Genomic DNA, 23,437 nt, shown 5'->3' with positions numbered 1-23,437 from the left:
TGTCGTCGGCGGGGCCGTGGCCCCTAGACTCACCGCATGCCCGAGTACACCGATGAGCAGGGCGTCGTCATCGTCTACGACGTGCACCCGGCGACGGGCCCCGTGCGGGGTGTCGTGCAGCTCGCCCACGGCGTCGGCGAACACGCCGGACGCTACGGCGCCCTCGTCGGCGCTCTCACCGCCGGCGGCTTCCACGTCTACGCCGACGATCATCGCGGACACGGCCGCACCGGCATGAAGCAGTGGAACGGGGACGCCACCAAACTCGGCAGGCTCGGCCCCGGCGGGCTGAACGCCGCCGTCGCCGCGGTCGGGCGACTGTCCGAGATCGCGCACGGCGATCACCCCGACCTGCCCCTGATCCTGCTCGGTCACTCCTGGGGCTCGATGATCGCGCAGAAGCTCCTCGCGGCCCATCCGGAGCGGTACGCGGCCGTCGTGCTGAGCGGCTCGGCCCTGTTAACCCCGACCGAGCTGAACGCGGCGCCGCTGAACAAGAAGTGGGCAGGTCCGGACGCGACCGGGCTGGAGTGGCTCTCCCGCGACCCGGCCGTGCAGCAGGCGTTCCGCGATGACCCCCTGACGACCGAGACCCCGCTGCTGAAGCTGTTCGGCGTGATCGAGGCTTTCAAGCTGTACGGCCGTCCCCCGCGGGACCTGGGCACGGACGTTCCGTTGCTGCTCATGGTCGGATCCGAGGACCCGGTCGGCGGACCGCGCAGCGTGCACCGGCTCGCGGACGAGTACCGCACGCGGTCCGGGCTGACCGACGTCACCGTCCTGGTCTACCCCGATGATCGGCACGAGATCTTCAACGAACTCGACCAGGAGAGAGTCCGCGCGGACCTGCTCGCCTGGCTCACTGCACACGTCCGCGCCCCGGAACGGAGCGCTGAACCGGACGCGTAGGCTGGTCCCATGCACGGCGAGTACAAGGTCCCCGGAGGCAAGCTCGTCGTCGTCGACTTCGACGTCGATGGCGGCCGCATCACCGACTTCCATCTGGCCGGGGACTTCTTCCTCGAGCCCGACTCTGCGCTGGATGACATCAACGCCGCCGTCACCGGACTGCCGGAGACCGCTGACGTCGCCGCGATCGCGACCGCGGTCCGCGCGGCGCTGCCGGACGGCGCGCAGCTGCTCGGCCTGACGCCGGAATCCGTCGGAACCGCCATCCGGCGTGCTCTGGTGACCGCGCCGGGGTGGAAGGACTTCGAGTGGGAGATCGTGCGGGACCCCGCCGTCTCGCCGAACATGAACCTGGCGCTCGACGAGGTGCTGACTACGCGCGTCGGTGACGGCCGCCGCAAGCCGACGCTGCGGATCTGGGAGTGGGACACCTCCGCGGTCGTGATCGGCTCGTTCCAGTCGCTGCGCAACGAGGTGGACCCGCGGGGTGCCGCCCAGCACGGCTTCGAGGTCGTCCGGCGGATCTCCGGCGGCGGGGCGATGATGATGGCCGCCGGCCAGATCATCACCTATTCGCTGTACGTGCCGGCCGCGATGGTCGCCGGGATGACCTTCGCCGATTCCTACGCGTACCTCGACGACTGGGTGCTGCAGGCATTGCGCTCGCTCGGCATCGACGCGACGTACCAGCCGCTGAACGACATCGCGAGTCCGTCCGGCAAGATCGGCGGCGCGGCCCAGAAGCGCCTGGCCAACGGCGGAGTGCTGCACCACGCCACGCTGAGCTACGACATGGATGGCCAGATGATGACCGAGGTGCTGCGCATCGGTCGCGAGAAGCTCTCCGACAAGGGCACCACCTCGGCGGCCAAGCGCGTCGACCCGTTGCGGACCCAGACCGGGCTGTCCCGCGAGGACGTCATCCAGGCGTTCCTCGGCACGTTCCGTCAGCTCACCGGTGCGACGGACGGCACGATCTCGGCGGACGAGTACGCGGACGCCGAAGAGCTCGTGCGCTCGAAGTTCGCCACCGACGCCTGGCTGCAGCGCGTCCCGTGACCGTCACGATCTACGAGGGCGACAACCTCGACGTCCTGCGTCCGTATCCCGATGGCGCGTTCACGCTGGTCTACCTCGACCCGCCGTTCAACACCGGACGCACGCGCGAGCGCATGATCGAGACGACGCGCCCGCTCGCTCCGGAGCCGGACGAGCCGGTCGCCGAGGAGACGGACGACGAGAAGGCGGATCCGATCATCCGCACCGGGTTCCACGGGCGGCAGTACGAGCGCATCCGCGGGTCGCTGCGCGCATTCGATGACCGCTTTGACGACTACTGGGAGTTCCTCGAGCCGCGCCTGTGGGAGGCGTGGCGGCTGCTGTCCGACGACGGCACGCTCTACCTGCACCTGGACTACCGCGAGGCGCACTACGCGAAGGTGATGCTGGACGCGATCTTCGGGCGCGACCACTTCCTGAACGAGATCATCTGGGCCTACGACTACGGCGGCAAGACCCGCAAGCGCTGGCCGACCAAGCACGAGACGATCCTCGTCTACGTGAAGAACCCGGAGCGCTACGTCTTCAACTCCGACGACGTGGATCGCGAGCCGTACATGGCGCCGGGCCTGGTCACCGCGGAGAAGGCGCAGCGCGGCAAGCTGCCGACCGACGTCTGGTGGCACACGATCGTGCCGACCTCCGGCAAGGAGAAGACCGGCTACCCGACGCAGAAGCCGGAGGGGATCCTGCGCCGGATCGTGCAGGCGTCCTCACGCCCCGGTGACATGGTTCTGGACATGTTCGCCGGGTCCGGGACCACGGGTGCCGTCGCCGACCAGCTCGGCCGGGACGCGGTGCTCGTGGACGACAATCGCACCGCCGCGATCGTGATGCGCAATCGCCTGCCGCGGGCGCGCTTCGTGGCCCCGGACGACGCCGACCACACCGAGTACGAGGAGCACCTGATCGCTTCCGGCGACTGAGTCGCCCCCCTCAGTCGAGGCGGAAGACGCTTCGCGGAATCGTGGAGACGAGGTCCTGCGCGATGTGGTGCGCCTCCTCCTCGGGGAGCTGCCCGCGAACGACGAGGGATGCCAGGTACCCGGCGTCGATGCGGCGGGAGACGTCGTGTCTCGCCGGGATGGACAGGAACGCACGCGTGTCATCGATGAAGCCGCTGGTCTTGAAGAAGCCGGCGGCATCGGTGACGGCCTCGCGGTAGCGCCGGATCGCGGCGGGCGTGTCCAGGAACCACCACGGAGCTCCGGCGTAAACCGACGGGTAGAACCCGGCCAGGGGCGCGATGTCGCGGGCGAACGAGGTCTCGTCGACGGTGAACAGGACCATGCGGAAACGGCCGTTCGTGCCGAAGTCCTCCAGGAGGTCCCGCAGCGGCCGGGTGAACTCGGTCGGCAGGGGCAGGTCGTGTCCGGTGTCGGGTCCGAATCGGTCCAGCGTCGGGCGGTGGTGATTGCGCAGCACGCCAGGGTGCAGCTGCATGACCAGACCGTCCTCGCTGGACATCCGCGCGGACTGCCACACCATGTGCGCCCGGTACCGCGCCGCCTCGGTGGGCGTGATCTCGCCGTACACCGCGGCCCGGTGCAGGCGCTCGAACTCGGACAGATCCATCCGCAACGAGGCCGCATCCACCACCCCGGTGTCGGTCGCGGTGGCGCCGAGCTGGCGGAAATGCGCGCGGCGGGTCTCCAGGGCGCGCAGCATGCCCGCCGCGGATCCGCAGTCGATCCCGGTGAGCGAGCTGAGCTCACTGAGGGCGGTGGTGAAGCCCTGGGCTTCCGGGGCGAAGTACCGGTCGGCGCGGAAGGTCGGCAGGACGCGTCCGGCGAAGGTGGGGTCGGCGCGCAGCTCCGCGTGGGCGTCCAGGTCGGCGGTGGGATCGTCCGTGGTCGCGAGCACGTCGATGCGGAAGCGCTCGAACAGCGCGCGCGGACGGCTCTCCGGTGACGCGATCCACGCGCTGATCGTGTCGAAGAGCTCGTCGGCATTGGCGGCGCTGGGGTGTTCGCGGACGCCGAACACGCTCGCGAGGGTGTCCTCCAGCCACAGTCGGGCGGGCGTGCCGGCGAAGAGGTGCCAGCGCTCGGCGAAAGTGCGCCAGATCTGACGGGGATCGGCGGGCGAGGACGGGGAGCGGCCGAGGTCGGCGAGGTCCACGCCGTGCGCGTGCAGAAGGCGCAGCACGTAGTGATCCGGCACGATCAGGAGGTCAGCCGGGTCCTCGAACGGGGCGTCCTCGGCGATCATCGCCGCGTCGACGTGGCCGTGCGGGGACACGATCGGCGCGTCCACGACCGCCGCGTGCAGCTCGCGAGCGATGCGCCGCTCGTCCGGGTCAGCGGGGAGCAGTCGGTCGGGGTCGAGTTCGAGACGCACGGGAGTCCTTCGATCAGAGAGTCGCGACGGGCGCGGTGGAACTGCTGGCTCGGGTGCGGAGATAGGTCGGCAGCACGGTCCGCATCCGGGGGCGGGACCTTCTTCCCAACCCGGTCAGAAGCAAGGACACCGCGGCCCGGCCGGCCTCCTCGATCGGCGCGGCGATCGAGGTCAACGGCGGCGAGCAGAAGTCGGCACCGAAGATGTCGTCGCAGCCGACGACGCTGAGCTCCTCGGGCACGCGGACGCCGCGCTCGGCGAGTCGGCCCAGCATGCCGATCGCAAGAAGATCGTTGAACGCGATGCAGGCGGTGGCCGGCGTGGTCAGGACGGTGTCGGCCGCGGCGGCTCCGGCCCGAGCGTTCGGCGCGTTCGGACCGAGGTTGATCAGTTCCACGTCGGTGCCCGCCGCCGCGGCGACGAGAGCCTCCCACCGCATCCGGCTCGACCACGAGTGCGTCGGTCCGGCGAGGTAGGCGATCGTGGTGTGGCCGAGCGAACGCAGGTGGGTCAGCGCCTGGGCCGCGCCGGCGGCCGTGTCGATGATCACGCCCGGGACACCGTCGATGTCGCGATTGACCACCACGAGCGGCTGACGCTCAGCGGCCTCGGCGATCGTCGCGTCCGAAATGCGCGGGGCGGCCAGAATCACGCCGTCCGCCGAGCCCACCATCTGGGACAGCGTGGCCGATTCGATGTCCGCGGACTCCTCGGTGTCGACGAGCAGCTGGGTGTAACCGGCAGCTCTCGCCTGGCGCTGAGCCCCGCGGATGAGGTCGAAGAAGAAGGGGTTGGAGATGTCCGGCACCAGCAGGGCGAGAGTCTGGAAGCGCCCCGAGGACAGCGAGCGTGCGCCAGCGGAGGGGACGTAGTCCAGCTCGGCCGCGGCCTGCTCGATGCGCTGGCGCGTGACGTGGTTCACGCGCTGCGGATTGCTCAGCGCTCGCGACACGGTCGACGCGGCGACGCCGGCGCGCGAGGCGACGTCGTTGATGGTGGCGCCCCGCCGGCGGCGGGCGGAACGCGTCTCATCCGCTTCGGTGGGCATGGATTCTTCCGGCACTCGCCGAGCATACGGCCGGCGGAACCGTTTTGGCAATGTTTGGCAAACGATTGCCATGATCGTCCGGATCGCCTAGCGTGGGTCGCGTTCGGCCCATGGCCGACGGAGAGAGAGGCGCGCAGCGTGAGCGACACCCACACCCGAGCGAGATGGTCGCTGTCCGGCTTCGGCGACGAGATCGACGCCGACCCGCGGGTGCAGTGCGCGGTGCTGGCCGCCCTGGGAGCGCGCCACGTCGAGGTCCGATCGGCGTGGGGCGGCAACATCGTCGAGCTGGACGACGCGCAGCTCGCCGAGCTGGCGGAGGTGCTCCGGGACGCCGACATGAAGGTTTCCGCGATCGCCTCGCCGATCGGAAAGACCGACCTGTCCGCACCGCTGGAGATCGAGCTGGCTCGCCTCGACCGCGCACTGATCGCCGCGGAGCGCCTCGGCACCCGTTACGTGCGCATCTTCTCGTTCTGGCAGAACGAAGCGACGGCGCCCGCGGACATGCGCGATGACGTCCTCGCCGCGTCGCGGGAGTTCGCGCGCCGGGCGGAAGCGGCCGGGATCGTGCTCCTGCACGAGAACGAGAAGAACATCTACGGAGACATCCCGGAGCGCGTGCACGACCTCGTCACGAGCGTCGACTCACCCGCGTACCGCCTCGCCTGGGACAACGCCAACTTCGTCCAGGTCGGAGTGTCGCCGTTCACCGACGGCTGGGGCCTTCTGGGGGAGTACGTCGACTACCTGCAGGTCAAGGATGCCCGTCTCTCCGACGGCACCGTAGTGCCGGCGGGAGCGGGCGACGGGGAGCTCGCGGAGACCATCGCCGCGCTCCGTGACCGCGGTTTCGACGGCTTCGCGTCGCTCGAGCCGCACCTGGCTGCGAGCTACGATCTCGGCGGGTTCACCGGTCCGTCCGCCTTCGGCGTGGCGGCTCGGGCGTTCCGATCGCTCACGGACCAGGCAGGAGTGGAGCTCGTATGACCACCGAGGTGTTGCGCACCGCCATCGTCGGATGCGGCGTGATCGGCCGGCTGCACGCCGATGCCGTGGCGGCGACCGACGGTCTCACTCTGACCGCCGTCGTGGACGTCAGCCGCGAGCGGGCGGACGCTCTCGCCGACCGCGTCGCGGCGGAGGGTTCCCCCCGCCCGGTCGTGTACGCCACGGTGGCCGAGTTGTTCGCCGACGGTTCCGGTCCCGACCTCGTGGTCGTCGCCACGCCGAGCGGACTGCACGTGGAGCAGGCGGTGACGGCGCTGGAGAACGGCGCGCACGTCATCATCGAGAAGCCGCTGGATGTCGATCTCGGCCGGGCCCGACGGCTGGTCGAGGCGGCGCACGCGGCCGCCGAACGCGGTCAGGTCTGCTCGGTGATCAGCCAGCACCGCCTGGACCCGGCGAGCGAGATCGTGCACGACGCGATCGCCGCCGGCGGACTCGGACGGATCACCTCCGCCGTCGCGTCGCTGGCCTGGTGGCGATCGCAGAAGTACTACGACTCCGGCGACTGGCGAGGCACCTGGGCGCTGGACGGCGGCGGGGCACTCATGAACCAGGGCGTGCACACGCTGGATCTCCTGCTCTGGTTCCTCGGCACGCCGCGAACGGTCAGCGCGGAGATCGCTCTGCTCGCCCACGAGGGCGTCGAGGTCGAGGACACCGCGGCGGCGACGCTGACCTTCGAAAGCGGTGCGCTCGCGGTCCTGCACGCCACCACGGCGGCCTTCCCCGGGATGACCGCGCGGCTGCAGGTGATGGGCACCCGCGGGACGGCCGTGATCGACGGCGACCGCCTGGACTACATCCATCAGTCCGGCGGCGACGAGGAGACGGACCTCGGTCTGCAGGGGCAGGGAAACCAGGCGGGGACGTTCGGCCTGGCCGCCCCCGAGGATCCGCGCGATGCCACCGAATTCACCGAGGGACACATGCGTCAGTACCGGGACGTGGTCGCCGCGATCACGACGGGATCCCGTCCGGTGGTGACGGTGGATGACGCTTTCCTCGCCCTCGCGACGATCCGTGCGGTGTACGTGTCGGCTCAGCTCGGCGAGCGAGTGAGCGTGGCCGATGTGATCGCCGGCCGGCACGACGAGGTCGTGGTGAGCGTTCGTGAGCAGCACACCGACTGATCGGACGGGCGATCGCGCGCCGGTCCGGGCCGCTCACCTGGGTCTCGGTGCCTTCCACCGCGCCCACCAGGCGTGGTACACCGAACGCGCGACGGCGGCCGGCGGCGAACCCTGGGGGATCGTGGCCTTCACCGGAACCCGACCGGACCAGGCCCGCCGCCTCGCCGCGCAGAACTGTCGATACACGCTCGTCACCGATCCGTCGGATCCGGCGACGGACGAGACGATCGCGGCGATCGTCGCGGCCCACGATGGTGCCGACGCGGTGGCCTGGCGCGCGGCGTTGCGTGAGGTCGGCGTCCTCACCGTCACGATCACCGAGGCCGCCTACATCCTGGACGCGGACCGTGCCGAGTCCGAAGCGGCGGCGATCCGCGCCGGTGCGTTCCCCAGCACCGCCGTCGGGCGGCTGCTGGACGGACTGCTCGCGCGGCGCGCGAGCGGCGGCGGCCCGATCGCCGTGGTCGCGTGCGACAACTTGCCCGGCAATGGGCGCGCGCTCGCCGGATCGGTCCGCGCCCTCGCGGACGCCGTGGACCCGGACCTCGGGGACTGGTTGGAGCGGAGCGTTTCGTTCGTGTGCACGGTGGTGGACCGGATCACTCCGGCGGTCGATTCCGAGGCCCTCGGGCGGCGGATCGACGGGCAACCGGATCGGTGCGCGGTGCTGGCCGAGACGTACAGCTCGTGGATCCTGCAGGGCGATTTTCCGGCCGGGCGACCGGCCTGGGAGCGGGCCGGGGCGGTCTTCGTCGACGCGATCGAACCGTTCGAGATGCGCAAACTCTGGCTGCTCAACGGCGCGCACACGCTGCTGTCGTGCTGGGGTGTTCTGCGCGGACACGCCACCGTCGCCGAGGCGATCCGCGACCCCGCGTGCCGCACCGCCGTCGAACGCCTGTGGGCGGACGCGGCCGCGGTGCTGCCGTTGCCCGCCGCCGAGGTCGCGGCCGAGTGCGCGCGCCTGCTGACGCGGTTCGAGGACACCGTCATCGAGCACCGCTTGGCGCAGATCGGCCGTGACGCCGAACTGAAGATGAACGTCCGGATCGGCGCGCCGATGCGTGCGCGCGTGGACGCGGGGCTCGGCGCCGGATCCGGTCAGGTCTTCGCCGTCGCGGCCTGGGCCGTCGCCGCATCCGACGGCGTCCTGCCGGAACAGCGCCACCGCGGGCAGGACCCCGTGACCCTCGCCCGGACCATGCTGCACGCGCACGGTGCGGACGGGGACGAGGCCGAACTCCGCACTCTCATCGCACGAATCAGGAAAGGCGAACTCTCATGACCATTCGAGATGCCGAGGTCATCGTCACCAGCCCCGACCGCAATTTCGTCACGCTCAAGATCACGACCGAGGACGGCGTCACCGGTCTCGGCGACGCGACTCTGAACGGACGGGAGCTCGCCGTGGTCGCCTACCTCAGTGAGCACGTCGTGCCGCTGCTGATCGGAGCCGATGAGGCGCGGATCGAGGACACCTGGCAGTTCCTCTACCGCGGCGCGTACTGGCGTCGGGGACCCGTGACGATGGCCGCCATCGCCGCGGTCGACATGGCACTGTGGGACATCAAGGGCAAGGTCGCCGGGCTGCCGGTGTACCAGCTCCTCGGCGGCGCGTCCCGCACCGGACTGCTCGCCTACGGCCACGCATCGGGCAAGGAGCTCCCGGAGCTGTTCGACAGTGTGCGTGCGCACCTGGAACAGGGCTATCGCGCGATCCGGATCCAGACGGGGGTCCCGGGACTGCACGCGATCTACGGCATCGCGTCCCAGTCCGCCGACACCGGCGGCGGCACCGCACGGTACGACCACGAGCCCGCCCGCCGCGGCGCGCGGCCGGTGCAGGAGGACTGGGACACCCGCGCCTACCTGCGCCACCTCCCCGGGGTCTTCGAGGCGGTCCGGAACGAGTTCGGTCCGGAGCTGCCGTTGCTGCATGACGCGCACCATCGGTCGACGCCGATCCAGGCGGCGCGGTTGGGCAAGGACCTGGAGCCGTACGACCTGTTCTGGCTCGAGGACTGCACGCCTGCGGAGAACCAGGAGGCGCTGCGCCTGGTCCGCTCGCACACCACGACCCCGCTGGCGATCGGCGAGGTGTTCAACACCGCCTGGGACTTCAAGGACCTGATCCGCGATCAACTCATCGACTACGTCCGGGGCGCGGTCACGCACATGGGCGGAATCACGGCTCTGCGCAAGACCCTCGATTACGCCGCGATGTACCAGATCAAATCCGGTATGCACGGTCCGACCGACATCTCCCCGGTCGGCATGGCGGCCGCCCTGCACCTGGGGTTGGCGATCCACAACTTCGGCATCCAGGAGTACATGAAGCACGGGCAGCGCACGGACGAGGTCTTCCAGCAGTCGTTCACGTGGTCGAACGGGTTGCTGCACCCGGGGGACAAGCCCGGGCTCGGTGTGGAGATCGACCTGGAGGCGGCGCGCGCTCACCCCTACGAGCGGGCGTACCTGCCCTACAACCGCCTGGCCGACGGCACCGTGCACGACTGGTGAGGTGAGTTCGATGGTGCGGATCGGCGTGCAGGCGATGATGCTCGTGCCGGAGATCGCGCGGGACGGAGCGTACGAGACACTGCGACGCGTGGCCGATCTCGGATACCGCGTTCTCGAGCTCTCCCAGGTGCCGATGACTGCCGAGACGGTGGATCAGATCGTCCGGGCGCAGGCGGATTTCGGACTGCAGGTGTGCGCCACCTCGGCGGCGCTCGATGCCACGACCGCGAACGATTCGCTGGCGGACACCGCCAAGATCGTCGCCGACGCACAGCGCCTCGGCGCGACGATGGTCCGCATCGGCATGCTGCCTCCGGCGATGCTGCGTTCACCGGAGAGCATCGCGGACTTCTGCGCCGCGGCGGACGCTGCGGCGGTGCGCTTGGCCGAGCACGGACTGCGCCTGTCGTACCACAACCATCACCTCGAGTTCGCGAAGGTCGGCGGCCGCACGCTGCTGGAGGTCATCGCCGAGCGCGCACCGCACCTGGGCCTGGAGCTGGATGTGCACTGGATCGCACGCGGGGGTCGCGACCCGGTGCGCGTCATCGACCAGTACGCCGGCCGTGTCCGGATGGTGCATCTGAAGGACTACCGCATCGCGCTGCCGGACGACGCCGCGCACGCGGCTCGCGAGAGCGGAGACGGCGACGCGTGGCGGGCGGCCTGGAACGGCGCCGTGCAGTTCGCGGAGGTCGGCGAGGGAAACCTGGACTGGCCGGCGATCATCGAGCACAGCATCGCCGCGGGGGCGGAATTCCTGCTCGTGGAGCAGGACGAACTGTACGGCCGCACGGTCTGGGAAGCGCTGGAGACCTCACGGCGCAACCTCCACGCGATGGGCTACGGCGATCTCTTCTGAGGCTCCCGAACGACCGGTAGCGTGTGCGGCATGAGATTCGGCGCATTCGTACCGCAGGGCTGGCGTTTCGACCTGGTGGGCATCGACCCCGCCGAGCAGTGGCACGCGATGAGCGACATCGCCGGGCACCTGGAGTCCGGGGCGTGGGAGTCGCTCTGGGTCTACGACCACTTCCACACCACGCCGGTGCCGAGTCGGGAGGCCACGCACGAGGCGTGGACGCTGATGGCGGCGTTCGCCGCGTCCACCGCCCGCATCCGCCTGGGTCAGATGTGCACGTGCATGGGCTATCGCAATCCCGCGTACCTGGCGAAGGTCGCCGCCACCGTGGACGTCGTCTCGGGCGGACGCACTGAGATGGGCATCGGCGGCGGCTGGTACGAGCACGAGTGGCGCGCGTACGGCTACGGGTTCCCGCCGATCCCGGACCGACTCGGCATGCTCCGCGAGGGCGTCGAGATCATGCGGCAGGCGTGGCGCACCGGCGAGGCCTCCCTGCCCGGGAAGTACTACCAGGTCGAGGGTGCGATCGTCCGGCCGCAGCCCCTCCAGCCGGACGGTATCCCGCTGTGGATCGCCGGTGGCGGGGAGAAGGTCACGCTGAAGCTCGCCGCGCAGGTTGCGGACTACACGAACTTCACCGGCACGCTCGAGGAGTTCCGGCACAAGAGTGACGTGCTCGCCGCGCACTGCGATCGCGCCGGTCGCGAGTTCGACGAGATCACCCGCTCCTCCAACTTCAACACGATCGTCGGTGCCACCGAGGCGGAGGCGTCCGACCGTCTTGCGGCCGTGCTGGACCGCCTGCGCCCGCACATCGGTGACGAGCGCGCGGCCACGATCGAACACGACTACCGCACGTCACCCGGCTTCGGCACCCCGGAGCAGATCGCCGAGCGTTTGGCGGAACGGCGGGCCGCGGGCCTCGGCTATGCGATCCACTACTTCCCGGAGATGGCCTACGACCGCTCCGGCGTCGAGCTCTTCGAGCGCGAGGTCATCCCGGCGCTCGGCTGACGTGTGCTGGCGGAGGCCGCGCGTCAGCTCGATCGCGTCATACCTAGACTGTGACCATGCCGGTGACGCCGATGTGTCTCGTGTTCGTTGTCGACACCCAGAGCCGTGAGGTGCTCCTGGGGATGAAGCACCGCGGTATCGGATCGTCGAACATCGTCGGGCTGGGAGGCCACGTCGACCCCGGTGAGACCGCGATGGAAGCGGCCGTCCGCGAAGCGCGTGAAGAGGCATTGATCCGCCTCGACAGCGCGCAGATCGATCATGCCGGTCAGATCCGGTTTCGCTTTCCCGCAAAGCCGAACTGGGATCAAGACGTCGACGTGTTCGTCACGACCGCCTGGTCCGGCACGCCCGCACCGACGGCGGAGATCACGCCTCGGTGGTACCCGCTTGACGATCTGCCGCTGGACGAGATGTGGGACGACGCGCGCTATTGGCTCCAAGAGACGCTCGCCGGCCGGCCGCTGAACTCCACCATCACGTTCGCCTCCGACAACAAGACGGTGGCGAACGTCACCACGGTCGCCGAGGCCTGAGCCTGCGGCCACCCGCGGACAGGGACCGGAGTTCTCGAACAGCGGTGGGGTCTGCCGTCAACGGTGGGCTTCGGGCAGCAGGGCGCTCACCACGGCGTAGCCGTCCGCCTCCGTGACGAGCGGGCCGTCCGGACCGCCGAAGACCGCATTCATCACGGGGCCGACGGGCCACCCCGGTGCGCCGTCACGGATGAAGGACACCGCGGCCCCGTGGATCGCGTCCGCGAGGTCCTGCGGCGGATGTTCCCCGACCAGCGGCGTCAGGGACGGGCCGTCCAGACAGTCGAAGAAGAACGGCACGTCGACGCAGTGCACGGCGGCGTCGAAGCGTGGCGAACGGAAGGCGGTCCGATAGATCCACGTCGGAGCATTGCCCCGTGCTCGCGCGACGGCGAGTACCGTGCGGCGGAACACTCGGTCGCCGATCAGTCGTCCGAGCACGCGGGCGTGACCCCGCGCCAGGACGTCCGGGTTCGCGTCGAGGTAGGCGCGCCGGGCGGTCGGAGGCAGTCGGAACGGACGCAGCAGCAGACGCAGCGGCACGACCGCCAGCGGGCCGGCGCACCGGGCCGTCACCACCACGAACTCGTCGTCCGCGGCGCCGAGCACGAGCGGCTTGTCCGCGCCCACGCCCCGAGCCAGGGAGTCGATCGTCGGTCGCACCAGGAGTTCGCCGTCGAGGATCGGCCCCAGGGGGAGGCCCGCCGTCACCAGCTCGCTGAGGGCCGCCGCGCCCGACCGCCGCTGAGCCGCGAGCACCCTCTCCTCCGGCACCGTGGTGAATCCCGCACGCGTGGGCGGCACACGCAGACGCCGTGCGAGGCGTCGCGTGTACCGTGCGGCACGGTCCGGCGCGATGTCGGCGAGTGCCCCGGACAGAGAGTACGCCCCGTGGAACAGGTGCTGCGCACGCTCCATACCGAGCAGGGTGAGCACCGCGCCGCCACCGGCGGACTGGCCCGCGATCGTCACCCGGTTCGGGTCGCCACCGAAGGCGGCGATGTTGTCCCGCACCCATTCGAGCCCCGCGAGCCAGTCGCGGACGCCGCGGTTGCTCGGAGCACCCGGGATGTGTCCGAAACCGTCGAAGCCGAGCCGGTATCCGAGGGTGACGGTCACGACGCCGTCGCGGGCGAAAGCGCGGCCGTCGTACCAGGGGCTCGCGGGGGAGCCGGCGACATAGCCCCCGCCGTGGAAGAACACCAGCACCGGTAGCGGCTGCGCGCGTCGCGAGGGGTCCGGGGTGAACACATTGACATTCAGCGTCGACCGGCCCGGAACGGACGGCTCCGGGATGAGGGTCGCACCGGGGTCGCCCCGCTGTGCCGTGGCCCCGAAGCGCAGCGCATCCCGGACGCCCATCCACGGCTCCATCGGAACAGGGGCGGCGAAGCGGCGCGCGCCGATCGGGGCCTGAGCGAACGGGATACCGAGGAACGCGGCGGACCGGGTCGGTTCGGCACGCCCGAGTCCGCGCACGACACCGGTGGTCGTGGTGACCTCGACGGTCTCGCGCTCGGACATGCGGCTCATCTCATTCGTCGGGCCCGCCTTCGGGTCCGCCCTGATGATTCTGCCAAGCGCGCGGGCAGTGACGAAGCGAATGCGCACCGGCACCGGCGCACGACGTGCATCACCCGAGCAACAGGTCGATGACGCGGGCGCGCGCCGCCCATTCCGCCCCACGCAGCGCCGCATCCGCACCGAGCTCACTACCGCGAACGTGCGGTGCCGGCACGCCGCTCCGCCGCGCTTCGAACTCCCGCACGAGTTCCGCCGTGACGTCGTCGGTGAAGGACGCCAGGCAGCCGCCCAGGACGACCTCGGTGGTCCCGGTCGTCATCGCGACGGTCTGCACGGCACGCACCAGGTGGGTGCACGCTCGCTCCCACGCCTGGCGGGCGCGCGGCTCACCGGCGGCGGTGGCGGCGACGAACGCCTCCCATGCGGCGTCCGTGCCCTCGGACTCGGCCCGCGCGGCCAGACCGGCGGCGGCGAGGAGCGCGTCCGGGCCGGCCACGGTGAGCAGACAGCCGCGTCCCCCGCACGTGCACGGGTCGCCGTCCGGGACCGCGGGCAGATGCCCCAGTCCACCGAAGCGAGCAGCCGCCGGCAACGGCTCGCCACCGGCGAAGATCACGCCGTCCAGGTCGGGGTCGGCGGAGAGGTGGACGAACTCCGACGGAGCGCCCGCCGCCACATGCTCCGCACGCGCGGCGGCGGCGGTGTTCGAGACCAGGCCGAGCGGGCGTCCGGCCAATCGGGGGATGCGTTCGCCGAGCAGCGCCGGCACGTCGGTCTGCGGCCAGGCGAAGTCGTTTCCGGCGAGGACGACGGGCGGATCACCGGCGACCGGCGCCCACACCACGACGGCCAGGTCGATCAGTGTGCGTCCGAGTCCTCCGGCGGCATCGAGCGCCTCGTCGATCACCGCGGCCAGTGTGTCCAGGACCTCTGCGGCGGGGACGGAGGGGCCGCCGTGCGAACGTCCGATGCGGAGCAGATCATCGCCGCCGAGCGTGGAGACCGCGACGACGGCGTGCTCCGCGTCCAGCATCGCGGTCACGGTGGCGACCTCGTCTGCGGCGATCTCCAGCAGGGTGCGCGGACGACCGCGTCCGGCCGGGGCGATGACGTCGGCCTCACGGATGAGGCCCGCGGCGAGCAGTTCCGCGCTCAGCGACGTGATCGATCCGCGGACGAGCCCCGTCGTGTCGGCCAGCTCGCTGCGGGAGAGGGGCTGCCGCGCGAGCGCGGCCATCACCAGGCCGAGGTTGTGGCGGCGGACATCCTCGGAGGTCATCGCGTCGGTCAAGCGATCACCGTCCGCGAGAACAGCTCGGCTCGGGCGGGGTCGCTCGCGTTCGAGCCTCCGGAGGGCATGTCCCGAGTCTGCCAGCCGGCGACGACGACTCCCGGCAGCGGCATGCGGTTCTGGTTCACGCGCTGAGTCAGAACAGTCGTACCCCGACGGGCTCGCGGGGAAGGCTGACTGACCGCCGCCGGTGCTGCGGTCATACGACGCGCACGGGCGCCGCGGTCAGGCGTCGCGGTGGGCGCCGTCGGCGGGCCAGATCGCGAAGACGTTCGGTTCCCGGAACCCGCGCTCGGCGAACGTGGCGCGGACCGCGGCCTCGACCGCCTCCGCGTCGGCCACCCGCACCAGCGCGACCGCGGCGCCCCCGAAGCCACCCCCGGTCATCCGGGCGCCGAGGGCCCCGGCGGCGAGGGCGGATTCGACCGCGGTGTCCAGCTCGATCGTCGAGATCTCGAAGTCGTCGCGCATGGACACGTGCGAGGCCACCAGAAGATCGCCGATCGCGGTCGGTCCGGCGCTGCGCAGCGTCGCCACGGTGTCCAGGACCCGCTGGTTCTCCGTGACGATGTGCCGGACCCGACGGAACGTCACGTCATCGAAGCGCTCTTCGGCGCGGGCCAGGTCGGCCACGGTGAGGTCGCGGAGGGCGGGAACGCCCATCTCCGCGGCACCGAGTTCACAGGACGCGCGGCGCTCGCGGTAACCTCCCGTCGAGTGCGCGTGGGTGGTGCGCGTGTCGATCACGAGCAGCTCCAGGTCCGCATCGACGAACCCGACCGGAATCGCGGCGACCTCGAGTGTGCGGCAGTCCAGGAACGTGGCGGCGTCGGGGTGACCGTGCATCACGGCCATCTGGTCCATGATGCCGGTGGGGGCACCGACGGCCTCGTTCTCAGCGCGACGGCCGGCCAGCGCCAGCGTCGTGGCGTCGGCACCGAGTGCCCACAGGGCGTTCATCGCGGAAGCCGCGGCGCCCTCGATGGCCGCCGACGAAGACAGCCCGGCACCCACCGGCACCTCGGAGGCGAACGCGATGTCCAGCCCCGGTGTGACGGCGTCCGGGAACCGCTCGCGCAGGGCCCACGCGACACCGAGCGGGTACGCGGCCCACTCCGGAACGCGCGGAGTGCCCTCGCTCGGGAACAGGTCCGCCAGTTCCGACAGCGCGACCTCGACGGGCTCGGGGGAGAACGTGGAGGTGACCCGGATCCGCTCGTCCGGGCGAACGCCGACGGCGGCGAACGTGCGGGAGGGGATCGCGAACGGCAGCACGTAGCCGTCGTTGTAGTCGGTGTGCTCGCCGATCAGGTTCGCGCGTCCCGGCGCCGAGAACAGGGCCTCGGACGGACGTCCGAACGCGGACTCGAACAGGGCACGGGCTGCGGTGGCGCTCACGCGGTGACTCCTTCAATGGCGGCGCGCAGACGCGCAGCGGTGGTCTCGGGCGGGACATCGCCGATCCACGCGCCGAGGGCGGCTTCACTGCCGGCCAGGTACTTCAGCTTGTCGGCGCCACGGCGGGGGCTCGTCAGCTGGAGGTGCAGTCGAGCCGAGTCCCGGGCCGCATGCACCGGAGCCGCGTGCCAGGCGGCGATGTAGGGCGTGGGATCGTCGTAGAGGGCGTCGACGCCGCGCAGCAGCGTGCGGTAGAGCACGGCGAGTTCGTCGCGCTGGGCGGCGTCGGTCTCGGCGAAGTCGGCGACGTGGCGGTGGGGGACCAGGTGCACCTCGATCGGCCAGCGCGCCGCGAACGGCACGAACGCCGTCCAGTGCTCGCCACGCAGCACGACGCGGTCGCTGTCACCCTCGAAGGCGAGAATGCGGTCGAACAGGTCCGGTCCGACCTCGTCGATCGACGCCAGCAGGCGCTGCGTCCGCGGGGCGACGTAGGGGTAGGCGTAGATCTGACCGTGCGGGTGGGGCAGGGTCACGCCGATGGCGGCGCCGCGGTTCTCGAAGACGAACACCTGCTCCACCCCGGGCAGCGCGGACAGCGCAGCCGTGCGGTCGGCCCAGGCCTCGATGATCGTGCGCGCGCGGGTGACCGACTGGGAGCCGAAGGATCCGGTCGCTTCCGGGCTGAAGCAGACGACCTCGCAGCGACCGACCGAGGTCCGGCTGCGCCCGAAGCCGATCTCGTCGAGGTCCGCCGTGCCGCGCGGCGCGTCGACGGCCCGCGGAGCATCGCCGGTCGCTTCGGCCAGAGCGGGACCGAACGAGGGTGAACGGTTCTCGAAGACTGCGACATCGTAGACGGACGGCACCTCGGAGGGGTTGGTCGGTGTCTGCGGTGCGAGCGGGTCGAGGTCCGCCGGCGGCATGACGACGCGGTTCTGCCGGGAGGCGGCGAAGGAGATCCACTCGCCGGTGAGCACGTCCTGACGCATCGTCGCGGTCTCCGGGCGGCCGTCCAGCGTTCGGGCGTCGATCGCGCGATCGGCGCGGAGCGTGGTGTCCGGATCATCGAAGTACATCAACTCGCGACCGTCGGCGAGACGGGTGCTGCGCTTGATGACGCCGCCCTCCAGGGTGGTCGCGGTCTGCTCCACGGACATGGCTCCTCCAGCTGGCGCCGCGCGCCTCCGGCATCGTACGACGACAGGAATGTTTACGTCAACATAGCTCCACGCGCCAGCGGAGCGTGCGACGCCCTAGGGTGGGGCGATGGCCCACACACTCGCGCTCGTGCCCGCCTCGTATCTCCTGCTGCGCCGTGGCGAGGAGGTTCTGCTGCAGCTGCGGCAGAACACCGGCTACATGGACGGCTGCTGGACCGCCGGGGCCGCCGGCCACGTCGAACCGGGAGAGACGGCACGCGACGCGGCCGTGCGGGAGGCGGCGGAGGAGTTGGGTGTCAGCGTCGCGCGCGACGACCTGACGCTGGTGACCGTCATGCAGCGCACCGACGGCACGGAGAACGCCCGCGAGCAGCGCGTCGACTGGTTCTGGACGGCGCGCGACTGGAAGGGTGCTCCGGAGATTCGCGAGCCCGCGAAGACCGCCGCACTGCGCTGGTGGCCGCTCGGGGGACTGCCGGTCGAGATCCCGGAGTACGAGCGACTCGTCCTGGACGGCCTCCGAGCCGGCTCGCTGGCGGCGGACACCGCCGTCGGTTTCACGAATCCGGCGACGGCGCGATGACCACGCTCACGGAGACGATCGACACGATCGAGCGCGTTCGGACCACCGCCGGTCATCCGATCGTCGTGGGGGTGTCCGGCTTCGGCGGTTCCGGGAAATCGACGCTGACGAGGAAGCTCGTCGAGCGCTGGGACGGCGCGCTCCGCCTCCGCGGCGACGATTTCCTCGATCCCACCCGCTCTCATCGCCGCTCGACGGACTGGGACGGCGTCGAGCGTGATCGATTGGCCCGCGAGGTGCTGCGGCCGTTCCGCGAGCGTCGCCCGAGCACGTTCCGCCGTTTCGATTGGAGCACGCGGTCGCTCGCCGACCCGGAGCCCGTTCCGGCCGGGGAGATCCTCATCGTCGACCTCATCGGTCTGTTCCATCCCGCCCTCGCGGACGATCTCGATCTGCGCGTGTGGTGCGACGTGGACCTGGACACCGCGACAGCGCGGGGTCTGGCGCGGGACGCGGCGCTCGGCCGGGACCACACCGCGCTCTGGCGGGAGGTGTGGGTGCCGAACGAGCGGGACTTCGCGGCGCAGTTCGATCCGCGGGGCGCGGCGGAGGTGCGATACGTCGGCTGACGTGATCCGCGCGGCGGTCATCGTCCGTGCCAGCATGGACGCATGACGGAGCGTGAGCGGCGGGCGTCGATGAGCGACGTGGCGGCTCTCGCCGGTGTGTCCGGGCAGACTGTGTCCCGGGTCGTCAACGGTGCGGGCAACGTGACCGACGCCACGCGCGAGCGCGTCGAAGCGGCGATGACCCGACTCGGGTACCGGCCGCACGCGGCGGCGCGCGCGCTGCGGACCGGACGCACGCTCTCCCTCGGCGTCGTCGTGACCACGCTGAGCACCGTCGGCAACTCGCTCATGCTGGAGAGCCTGACCGCCACGGCGGCGGACAGCGGGTACTCGCTCGTGCTCGCGCTCGTCGATCCCACCGATCCGGCCTCCTTCGCCGCAGCGATCGAGACGCTCACCGACCGCGAGGTTGACGGGGCGGTCGTGGTGAACGAGGCGTCCCGTTTCGCGGTGGCGTTGGCGGAGCCACCCGCCCTGCGGCTGGTGCTCGTGGACGCCGATGACGACCGGTTCGACACCGTCTCGTCCGACCACGAGGCGGGAGCGCACGCCGTGACCGCGCACCTCATCGCCGCCTCCGGCGCTCCGGTGCACCACGTCGCGGGGCCGGACGGGTCCTTCGCTGCGGAGAGTCGCACGGCCGGGTGGCGGCGCGCGCACGCCGAGGCTGAGCTGGAGCCGCCGGCGCTGCTGCGGGGCGACTGGACCGCCGAGTCCGGCGCCGCCCTCGGGGGACTGCTGGCCGGGAGCTCCGACGTCCGTGCGGTGTTCTGCGCGAACGACCAGACCGCGCTCGGCGTGATGTCCGCCCTGCACGAGGCCGGTCGCGCGATCCCGGAGGAGGTGATGGTCGCCGGATTCGACGGCACCGCGGACGCGGCACGATTCTGGCCCGCGCTGACCACCGTCGCTCAGGACTTCCGTGGCTTGGCGCGCGTGGCCACCGCAATCCTCGCGGCTGAGGAGCCTGCCGGTCCTGCCCGCCACGTCGTTCTGCCCGTGCACCTTCTGGCGCGAGCGAGCACCCGACGGTGAGTGCCGCGTCCGATCACGCCCTACACTCGACGGCGTGAGCACGAGCCCCAGCCCCCGCGCCCGGCCCGTGGGTGTGCGCGAGGTCGCGACGCGGGCGGGAGTGTCACGACAGACCGTGTCGCGCGTGCTCAACGACCATCCGGAGGTCGCGGAGGAGACCCGTGCCCGGGTGCTCGCCGCCATGGCGGACCTGGGGTATCGCGTCAACTACGCCGCCCGGGCACTCGGAACGCGACGTTCGCGAACCCTGGGGGTGCTCGCCTCCAACGCCGAGCAGCAGGGGCCGGCGCGCAGCATCGCCGCGATTGAGTCGTCGGCGCGTGCGGCGGGGTACTGGGTCATCGCGGCGTTCAGCGACGCCGGGGACGCCGCATCCGTCCGTGCCGGAATCGATCACCTGCTGGCTCAGAACGTGGAGGGCATCGTCGCTCTCGCGCCGCACGCGCGCACGCTCACCACGCTCGGCGATGTCACGGTCACTGTGCCCGTGGTGACGCTGCACTCGTCCCGCCAGGGCGCGCCGGGGCTGTCGGTGGATCAGGTCGCCGGGGCGCGTCTCGCGGTGGCTGCGCTCGCGGAGGTCGGGCACACCCGCATCGCTCACCTGGCCGGCCCCGCCGACTGGCTGGAGGCGGAGTCGCGTGCGGAGGGATTCGCGGCGGAGCTCGCCGCTCGCGGTCTCACTCCGGGGCCGACGGTGCCGGGGGACTGGTCCGCGGCCTCCGGGCACGCGGCCGCTGCGGGGATCGCGGATGCCGGTGTGACAGCCGTCTTCGCGGCGAACGACCAGATGGCGCTCGGCCTCATCGGCGGTCTGCGCGAGCTCGGCGTCGCGGTTCCGGAGGACATCAGCATCGTCGGTTTCGACGACATCCCGGACGCCGCCTACTACTGGCCGCCGCTGACGACCGTTCGCCAGGACTTCGATGAGCTCGCCGAACGCGCCGTGCGGGCTCTCGTCGGCGAACCGGGGGTTCCGGTCATGGACGAGCCGGTCGTGCCGACGCTCGTCGAGCGCCGGTCCGTCGCTCGCCCGCGCTGACCGCCCTTCCCCGGGGCCTGCCCGCTGTGTAGACTTCTGTGACCGGTCACAGTGACCGGATCCGTCACCCCGGCACGCGAGGTCTCCGTGAGCGAAGAAGCACCCGTTCCCCCGTCCGAGTTCGATGATGCGGTGCGCGCCGTCCGGGCGGAGGTCGCGCGGCTGCATCAGGAGCTCGTGCGCTATGGCCTCGTCGTCTGGACCGGCGGCAATGTCTCCGGCCGAGTTCCCGGCACCGATCTGTTCGTCATCAAGCCCTCCGGCGTCTCCTACGACGACCTCACGCCGGAGAACATGATCCTCTGCGATCTCGACGGCGTGGTCGTCCCCGGAACTCCGGGCAGCGACCGTTCCCCCTCCAGCGACACCGCCGCGCACGCCTACGTCTACCGGCACATGCCCGAGGTCGGCGGCGTGGTGCACACCCACTCCACCTTCGCGGTGGCCTGGGCGGCCCGCGGCGAGGAGATCCCGTGCGTGATCACCGCGATGGCGGACGAGTTCGGCGGCCCGATTCCGGTCGGCCCGTTCGCGATCATCGGAGATGACTCGATCGGTCGCGGCATCGTGGACACGCTCACCGGCCACCGTTCCCGCGCCGTCCTGATGCAGAATCACGGACCGTTCACGATCGGTGCCGACGCCAAGGACGCCGTCAAGGCCGCGGTCATGGTCGAGGACGTCGCGCGCACGGTGCACCACGCGCGGGAGGCGGGGGAGCTCATCCCGATCCCGCAGGAGGCGATCGACAGCCTGTACGACCGCTACCAGAACGTCTACGGACAGAACTCGGACACCCGCCGATGAGCGCGGCGGGAACGACGGAGGCCGCACGGCAGCTCCGTGACGGGCGAGCGAGCCTCGGCATCGAACTGGGATCGACGCGGATCAAGGCCTGCCTGATCGGCGAGGAGGCCACGGACGTCCTGGCCACGGGGACGTTCGCGTGGGAGAACCGCCTGGAGGACGGCGTCTGGACCTACGGGCTGGACGAGGTCTGGGACGGCATCCGGGCGGCGTACGCGGCCCTGGTGTCCGATGCGGAGCAACGCCACGGGGTGCGTCCGGACACGTACGCCGCTCTGGGTGTCTCGGCGATGATGCACGGTTACCTCGCCTTCGACGCCGCCGGCGAACAGCTGGTGCCGTTCCGGACCTGGCGCAACACCAGCACCGGCGTCGCGGCCGAGGAGCTCACCAGGCTGTTCGGCGTCAACATTCCGTTGCGCTGGTCGATCGCGCACCTGCACCAGGCGATCCTCGACGCCGAACCGCACGTCGAGCGACTCGACTTCATCACCACGCTGGCCGGCTACGTGCACTGGCAGCTGACCGGCGAGCGCGTGCTCGGGGTGGGCGATGCCTCCGGGATGTTCCCGATCGAGGCGGGGGAGTACGACCGGCGCATGCTCGCCGCGTACGACGCGTCGGTGGTGGGGCGCCTGGCGGGGCCGGTCGCCCGCCTGCTGCCCGAGGTTCGGACGGCGGGCGCAGCAGCCGGAACGCTCACCGCGGCAGGTGCCGCACGACTCGATGCGACCGGAGAGCTTCGCCCCGGCGTGCCGATGTGTCCGCCGGAGGGGGACGCCGGGACCGGCATGGTCGCGACCAACTCGGTCGCGCCGCGCACCGGCAACGTCTCGGCCGGCACGAGCATCTTCGCGATGGTCGTGCTGGAGAAGGCCCTGGGCGACCTGCACCGGGAGATCGATCTGGTCACCACTCCGGTCGGCGACGCCGTGGCGATGGTGCACTGCAACAACGGCGCCAGCGAACTGGCGGCCTGGGTCGGACTCTTCCGGCGGTTCGCCGAGGTGTCCGGTCATCCGGTCGGCGAGGACGAGGCGTTCGCCGCGCTGCTGTCCGAGGCGCTCGCCGGAGAAGCCGACGCCGGCGGGCTGCTGGCGTACAACCACCTGGCCGGCGAGCACATCCTCGGGCTGACCGAGGGTCGTCCGCTCTTCGTGCGCACCGCGGACAGCTCGCTCTCGCTGGCCAACGTCATGCGCGCACAGGTGTACGGCGTGTTCGGCGCCCTGGCGATCGGCATGCGCGTCCTCGCGCGCGAGGGCGTGGAACTGGATCGGATGTTCGCGCACGGCGGCCTGTTCCGCACCGCCGGCGTCGCGCAGCGTTTCCTGGCCGCCGCCCTGGACGCCCCGGTCGCCGTGGGAGATCTCGCCGCCGAGGGCGGGGCCTGGGGGATGGCCGTGCTGGCGTCCTTCGCGGCGCGCGCGGACCAGCGTTCCCTCGCCGCCTACCTGGACGACGTGGTCTTCGCGTCCGCGTCCCTGACCACCCTCACTCCCGATCCGGCCGACGTCGCCGGATTCGCGACCTACCTCGACCGCTACCGCGCGGGACTGGCCGTCGAGGCCGCCGCGATCGATTCTCTCTAAG

23 protein-coding genes are annotated in these 23,437 nt (G+C 71.2%); 16 read left to right on the top strand and 7 right to left on the bottom strand.

Annotated features, from left to right (window positions below; translation table 11 throughout):
• The first annotated feature begins 36 nt into the window (after positions 1–36).
• The 3 genes from BN1193_RS09240 to BN1193_RS09230 are packed head-to-tail and all read left to right on the top strand — an operon-like array spanning position 37 to position 2,894.
• Positions 37–909, top strand: a complete 873-nt coding sequence (locus tag BN1193_RS09240) for an alpha/beta fold hydrolase (protein WP_040165878.1) — start codon at positions 37–39, stop codon at positions 907–909.
• A gap of 9 nt (positions 910–918) precedes the next feature.
• Positions 919–1,968: a lipoyl protein ligase domain-containing protein gene (locus tag BN1193_RS09235; RefSeq protein ID WP_040165877.1), complete on the top strand. Its 1,050-nt coding sequence runs from the start codon at positions 919–921 to the stop codon at positions 1,966–1,968.
• Positions 1,965–2,894, top strand: a complete 930-nt coding sequence (locus tag BN1193_RS09230) for a DNA-methyltransferase (protein WP_052460608.1) — start codon at positions 1,965–1,967, stop codon at positions 2,892–2,894. The genes BN1193_RS09235 and BN1193_RS09230 overlap by 4 nt, the downstream gene beginning before the upstream one ends.
• 10 nt (positions 2,895–2,904) lie before the next feature.
• On the opposite strand, the gene uxaC is transcribed toward BN1193_RS09230, so the two are convergent.
• Together uxaC and BN1193_RS09220 are read right to left on the bottom strand one after the other, a co-directional pair.
• Positions 2,905–4,308, bottom strand: coding sequence for a glucuronate isomerase (gene uxaC / locus BN1193_RS09225; RefSeq protein ID WP_040165875.1), 1,404 nt, complete (start codon positions 4,306–4,308; stop codon positions 2,905–2,907).
• Between the two features lie 13 nt (positions 4,309–4,321).
• Positions 4,322–5,356, bottom strand: a complete 1,035-nt coding sequence (locus tag BN1193_RS09220) for a LacI family DNA-binding transcriptional regulator (protein ID WP_040165874.1) — start codon at positions 5,354–5,356, stop codon at positions 4,322–4,324.
• Between the two features lie 138 nt (positions 5,357–5,494).
• On the opposite strand from BN1193_RS09220, the gene BN1193_RS09215 reads away from it, so the two are divergent.
• From BN1193_RS09215 to BN1193_RS09185, 7 genes are read left to right on the top strand one after another with little or no spacing between them, the layout of a single operon-like run.
• Positions 5,495–6,346, top strand: a complete 852-nt coding sequence (locus BN1193_RS09215; protein WP_040165872.1) for a sugar phosphate isomerase/epimerase family protein — start codon at positions 5,495–5,497, stop codon at positions 6,344–6,346.
• Entirely contained in the window at positions 6,343–7,497 is a 1,155-nt protein-coding gene (locus tag BN1193_RS09210) for a Gfo/Idh/MocA family protein (protein ID WP_040165870.1), read from the top strand. The genes BN1193_RS09215 and BN1193_RS09210 overlap by 4 nt, the downstream gene beginning before the upstream one ends.
• Positions 7,478–8,782 (top strand): mannitol dehydrogenase family protein, encoded by a 1,305-nt coding sequence (locus BN1193_RS09205; RefSeq protein WP_052460607.1) that lies wholly within the window; start codon positions 7,478–7,480, stop codon positions 8,780–8,782. The genes BN1193_RS09210 and BN1193_RS09205 overlap by 20 nt, the downstream gene beginning before the upstream one ends.
• A complete protein-coding gene (manD, locus tag BN1193_RS09200; protein ID WP_040165868.1) occupies positions 8,779–10,017 on the top strand; it encodes a D-mannonate dehydratase ManD in 1,239 nt (412 codons plus the stop codon). The genes BN1193_RS09205 and manD overlap by 4 nt, the downstream gene beginning before the upstream one ends.
• 10 nt (positions 10,018–10,027) lie before the next feature.
• Positions 10,028–10,879: a sugar phosphate isomerase/epimerase family protein gene (locus tag BN1193_RS09195; RefSeq protein ID WP_230206474.1), complete on the top strand. Its 852-nt coding sequence runs from the start codon at positions 10,028–10,030 to the stop codon at positions 10,877–10,879.
• Positions 10,880–10,909: 30 nt separating this feature from the next.
• A complete protein-coding gene (locus BN1193_RS09190; protein ID WP_040165866.1) occupies positions 10,910–11,896 on the top strand; it encodes an LLM class F420-dependent oxidoreductase in 987 nt (328 codons plus the stop codon).
• 56 nt (positions 11,897–11,952) lie between these two features.
• Positions 11,953–12,432, top strand: a complete 480-nt coding sequence (locus tag BN1193_RS09185) for an 8-oxo-dGTP diphosphatase (protein ID WP_052460606.1) — start codon at positions 11,953–11,955, stop codon at positions 12,430–12,432.
• A gap of 57 nt (positions 12,433–12,489) precedes the next feature.
• Here the strand turns inward: BN1193_RS09185 and BN1193_RS09180 are convergent, their stop codons facing one another.
• The 5 genes from BN1193_RS09180 to galT form a co-directional block, all read right to left on the bottom strand.
• Positions 12,490–13,956: a carboxylesterase/lipase family protein gene (locus BN1193_RS09180; protein ID WP_230206460.1), complete on the bottom strand. Its 1,467-nt coding sequence runs from the start codon at positions 13,954–13,956 to the stop codon at positions 12,490–12,492.
• Positions 13,957–14,065: 109 nt separating this feature from the next.
• A complete protein-coding gene (locus BN1193_RS09175) occupies positions 14,066–15,247 on the bottom strand; it encodes an ROK family transcriptional regulator (protein WP_141396662.1) in 1,182 nt (393 codons plus the stop codon).
• The gene (locus BN1193_RS18420; RefSeq protein WP_268259555.1) at positions 15,244–15,375 is read right to left on the bottom strand and encodes a hypothetical protein; all 132 of its coding nucleotides are present in this window, start codon (positions 15,373–15,375) and stop codon (positions 15,244–15,246) included. The genes BN1193_RS09175 and BN1193_RS18420 overlap by 4 nt, the downstream gene beginning before the upstream one ends.
• A gap of 97 nt (positions 15,376–15,472) precedes the next feature.
• Positions 15,473–16,645 (bottom strand): galactokinase, encoded by a 1,173-nt coding sequence (galK, locus tag BN1193_RS09170; protein WP_052460605.1) that lies wholly within the window; start codon positions 16,643–16,645, stop codon positions 15,473–15,475.
• Positions 16,642–17,805, bottom strand: a complete 1,164-nt coding sequence (gene galT, locus BN1193_RS09165; RefSeq protein ID WP_040165860.1) for a galactose-1-phosphate uridylyltransferase — start codon at positions 17,803–17,805, stop codon at positions 16,642–16,644. The genes galK and galT overlap by 4 nt, the downstream gene beginning before the upstream one ends.
• 109 nt (positions 17,806–17,914) lie before the next feature.
• On the opposite strand from galT, the gene BN1193_RS09160 reads away from it, so the two are divergent.
• From BN1193_RS09160 to BN1193_RS09135, 6 genes are all read left to right on the top strand, one after another.
• On the top strand, positions 17,915–18,391 hold the full coding sequence (locus BN1193_RS09160) for an NUDIX hydrolase (RefSeq protein WP_040165859.1): 477 nt from the start codon (positions 17,915–17,917) through the stop codon (positions 18,389–18,391).
• Complete coding sequence (locus BN1193_RS09155; protein ID WP_040165857.1) at positions 18,388–18,960, top strand: uridine kinase family protein; 573 nt, start codon at positions 18,388–18,390, stop codon at positions 18,958–18,960. Before BN1193_RS09160 ends, BN1193_RS09155 begins: the two co-directional genes overlap by 4 nt.
• A 42-nt stretch (positions 18,961–19,002) precedes the next feature.
• Positions 19,003–19,995: a LacI family DNA-binding transcriptional regulator gene (locus BN1193_RS09150; RefSeq protein WP_230206459.1), complete on the top strand. Its 993-nt coding sequence runs from the start codon at positions 19,003–19,005 to the stop codon at positions 19,993–19,995.
• Between the two features lie 34 nt (positions 19,996–20,029).
• Entirely contained in the window at positions 20,030–21,037 is a 1,008-nt protein-coding gene (locus tag BN1193_RS09145; RefSeq protein WP_052460604.1) for a LacI family DNA-binding transcriptional regulator, read from the top strand.
• An 87-nt stretch (positions 21,038–21,124) separates the two neighbouring features.
• The gene (locus BN1193_RS09140; protein ID WP_040165955.1) at positions 21,125–21,844 is read left to right on the top strand and encodes an L-ribulose-5-phosphate 4-epimerase; all 720 of its coding nucleotides are present in this window, start codon (positions 21,125–21,127) and stop codon (positions 21,842–21,844) included.
• A complete protein-coding gene (locus tag BN1193_RS09135) occupies positions 21,841–23,436 on the top strand; it encodes a xylulokinase (protein ID WP_040165853.1) in 1,596 nt (531 codons plus the stop codon). The genes BN1193_RS09140 and BN1193_RS09135 overlap by 4 nt, the downstream gene beginning before the upstream one ends.
• Position 23,437: the final 1 nt, after the last annotated feature.

The sequence above is a fragment of the Microbacterium gorillae genome, assembly GCF_000826185.2.
GTDB classification, from domain to species: Bacteria; Actinomycetota; Actinomycetes; order Actinomycetales; family Microbacteriaceae; genus Microbacterium; species Microbacterium gorillae.
Note: the sequence above shows the minus strand (reverse complement) of the source record. Positions and strands in the feature narration are given on the sequence as shown.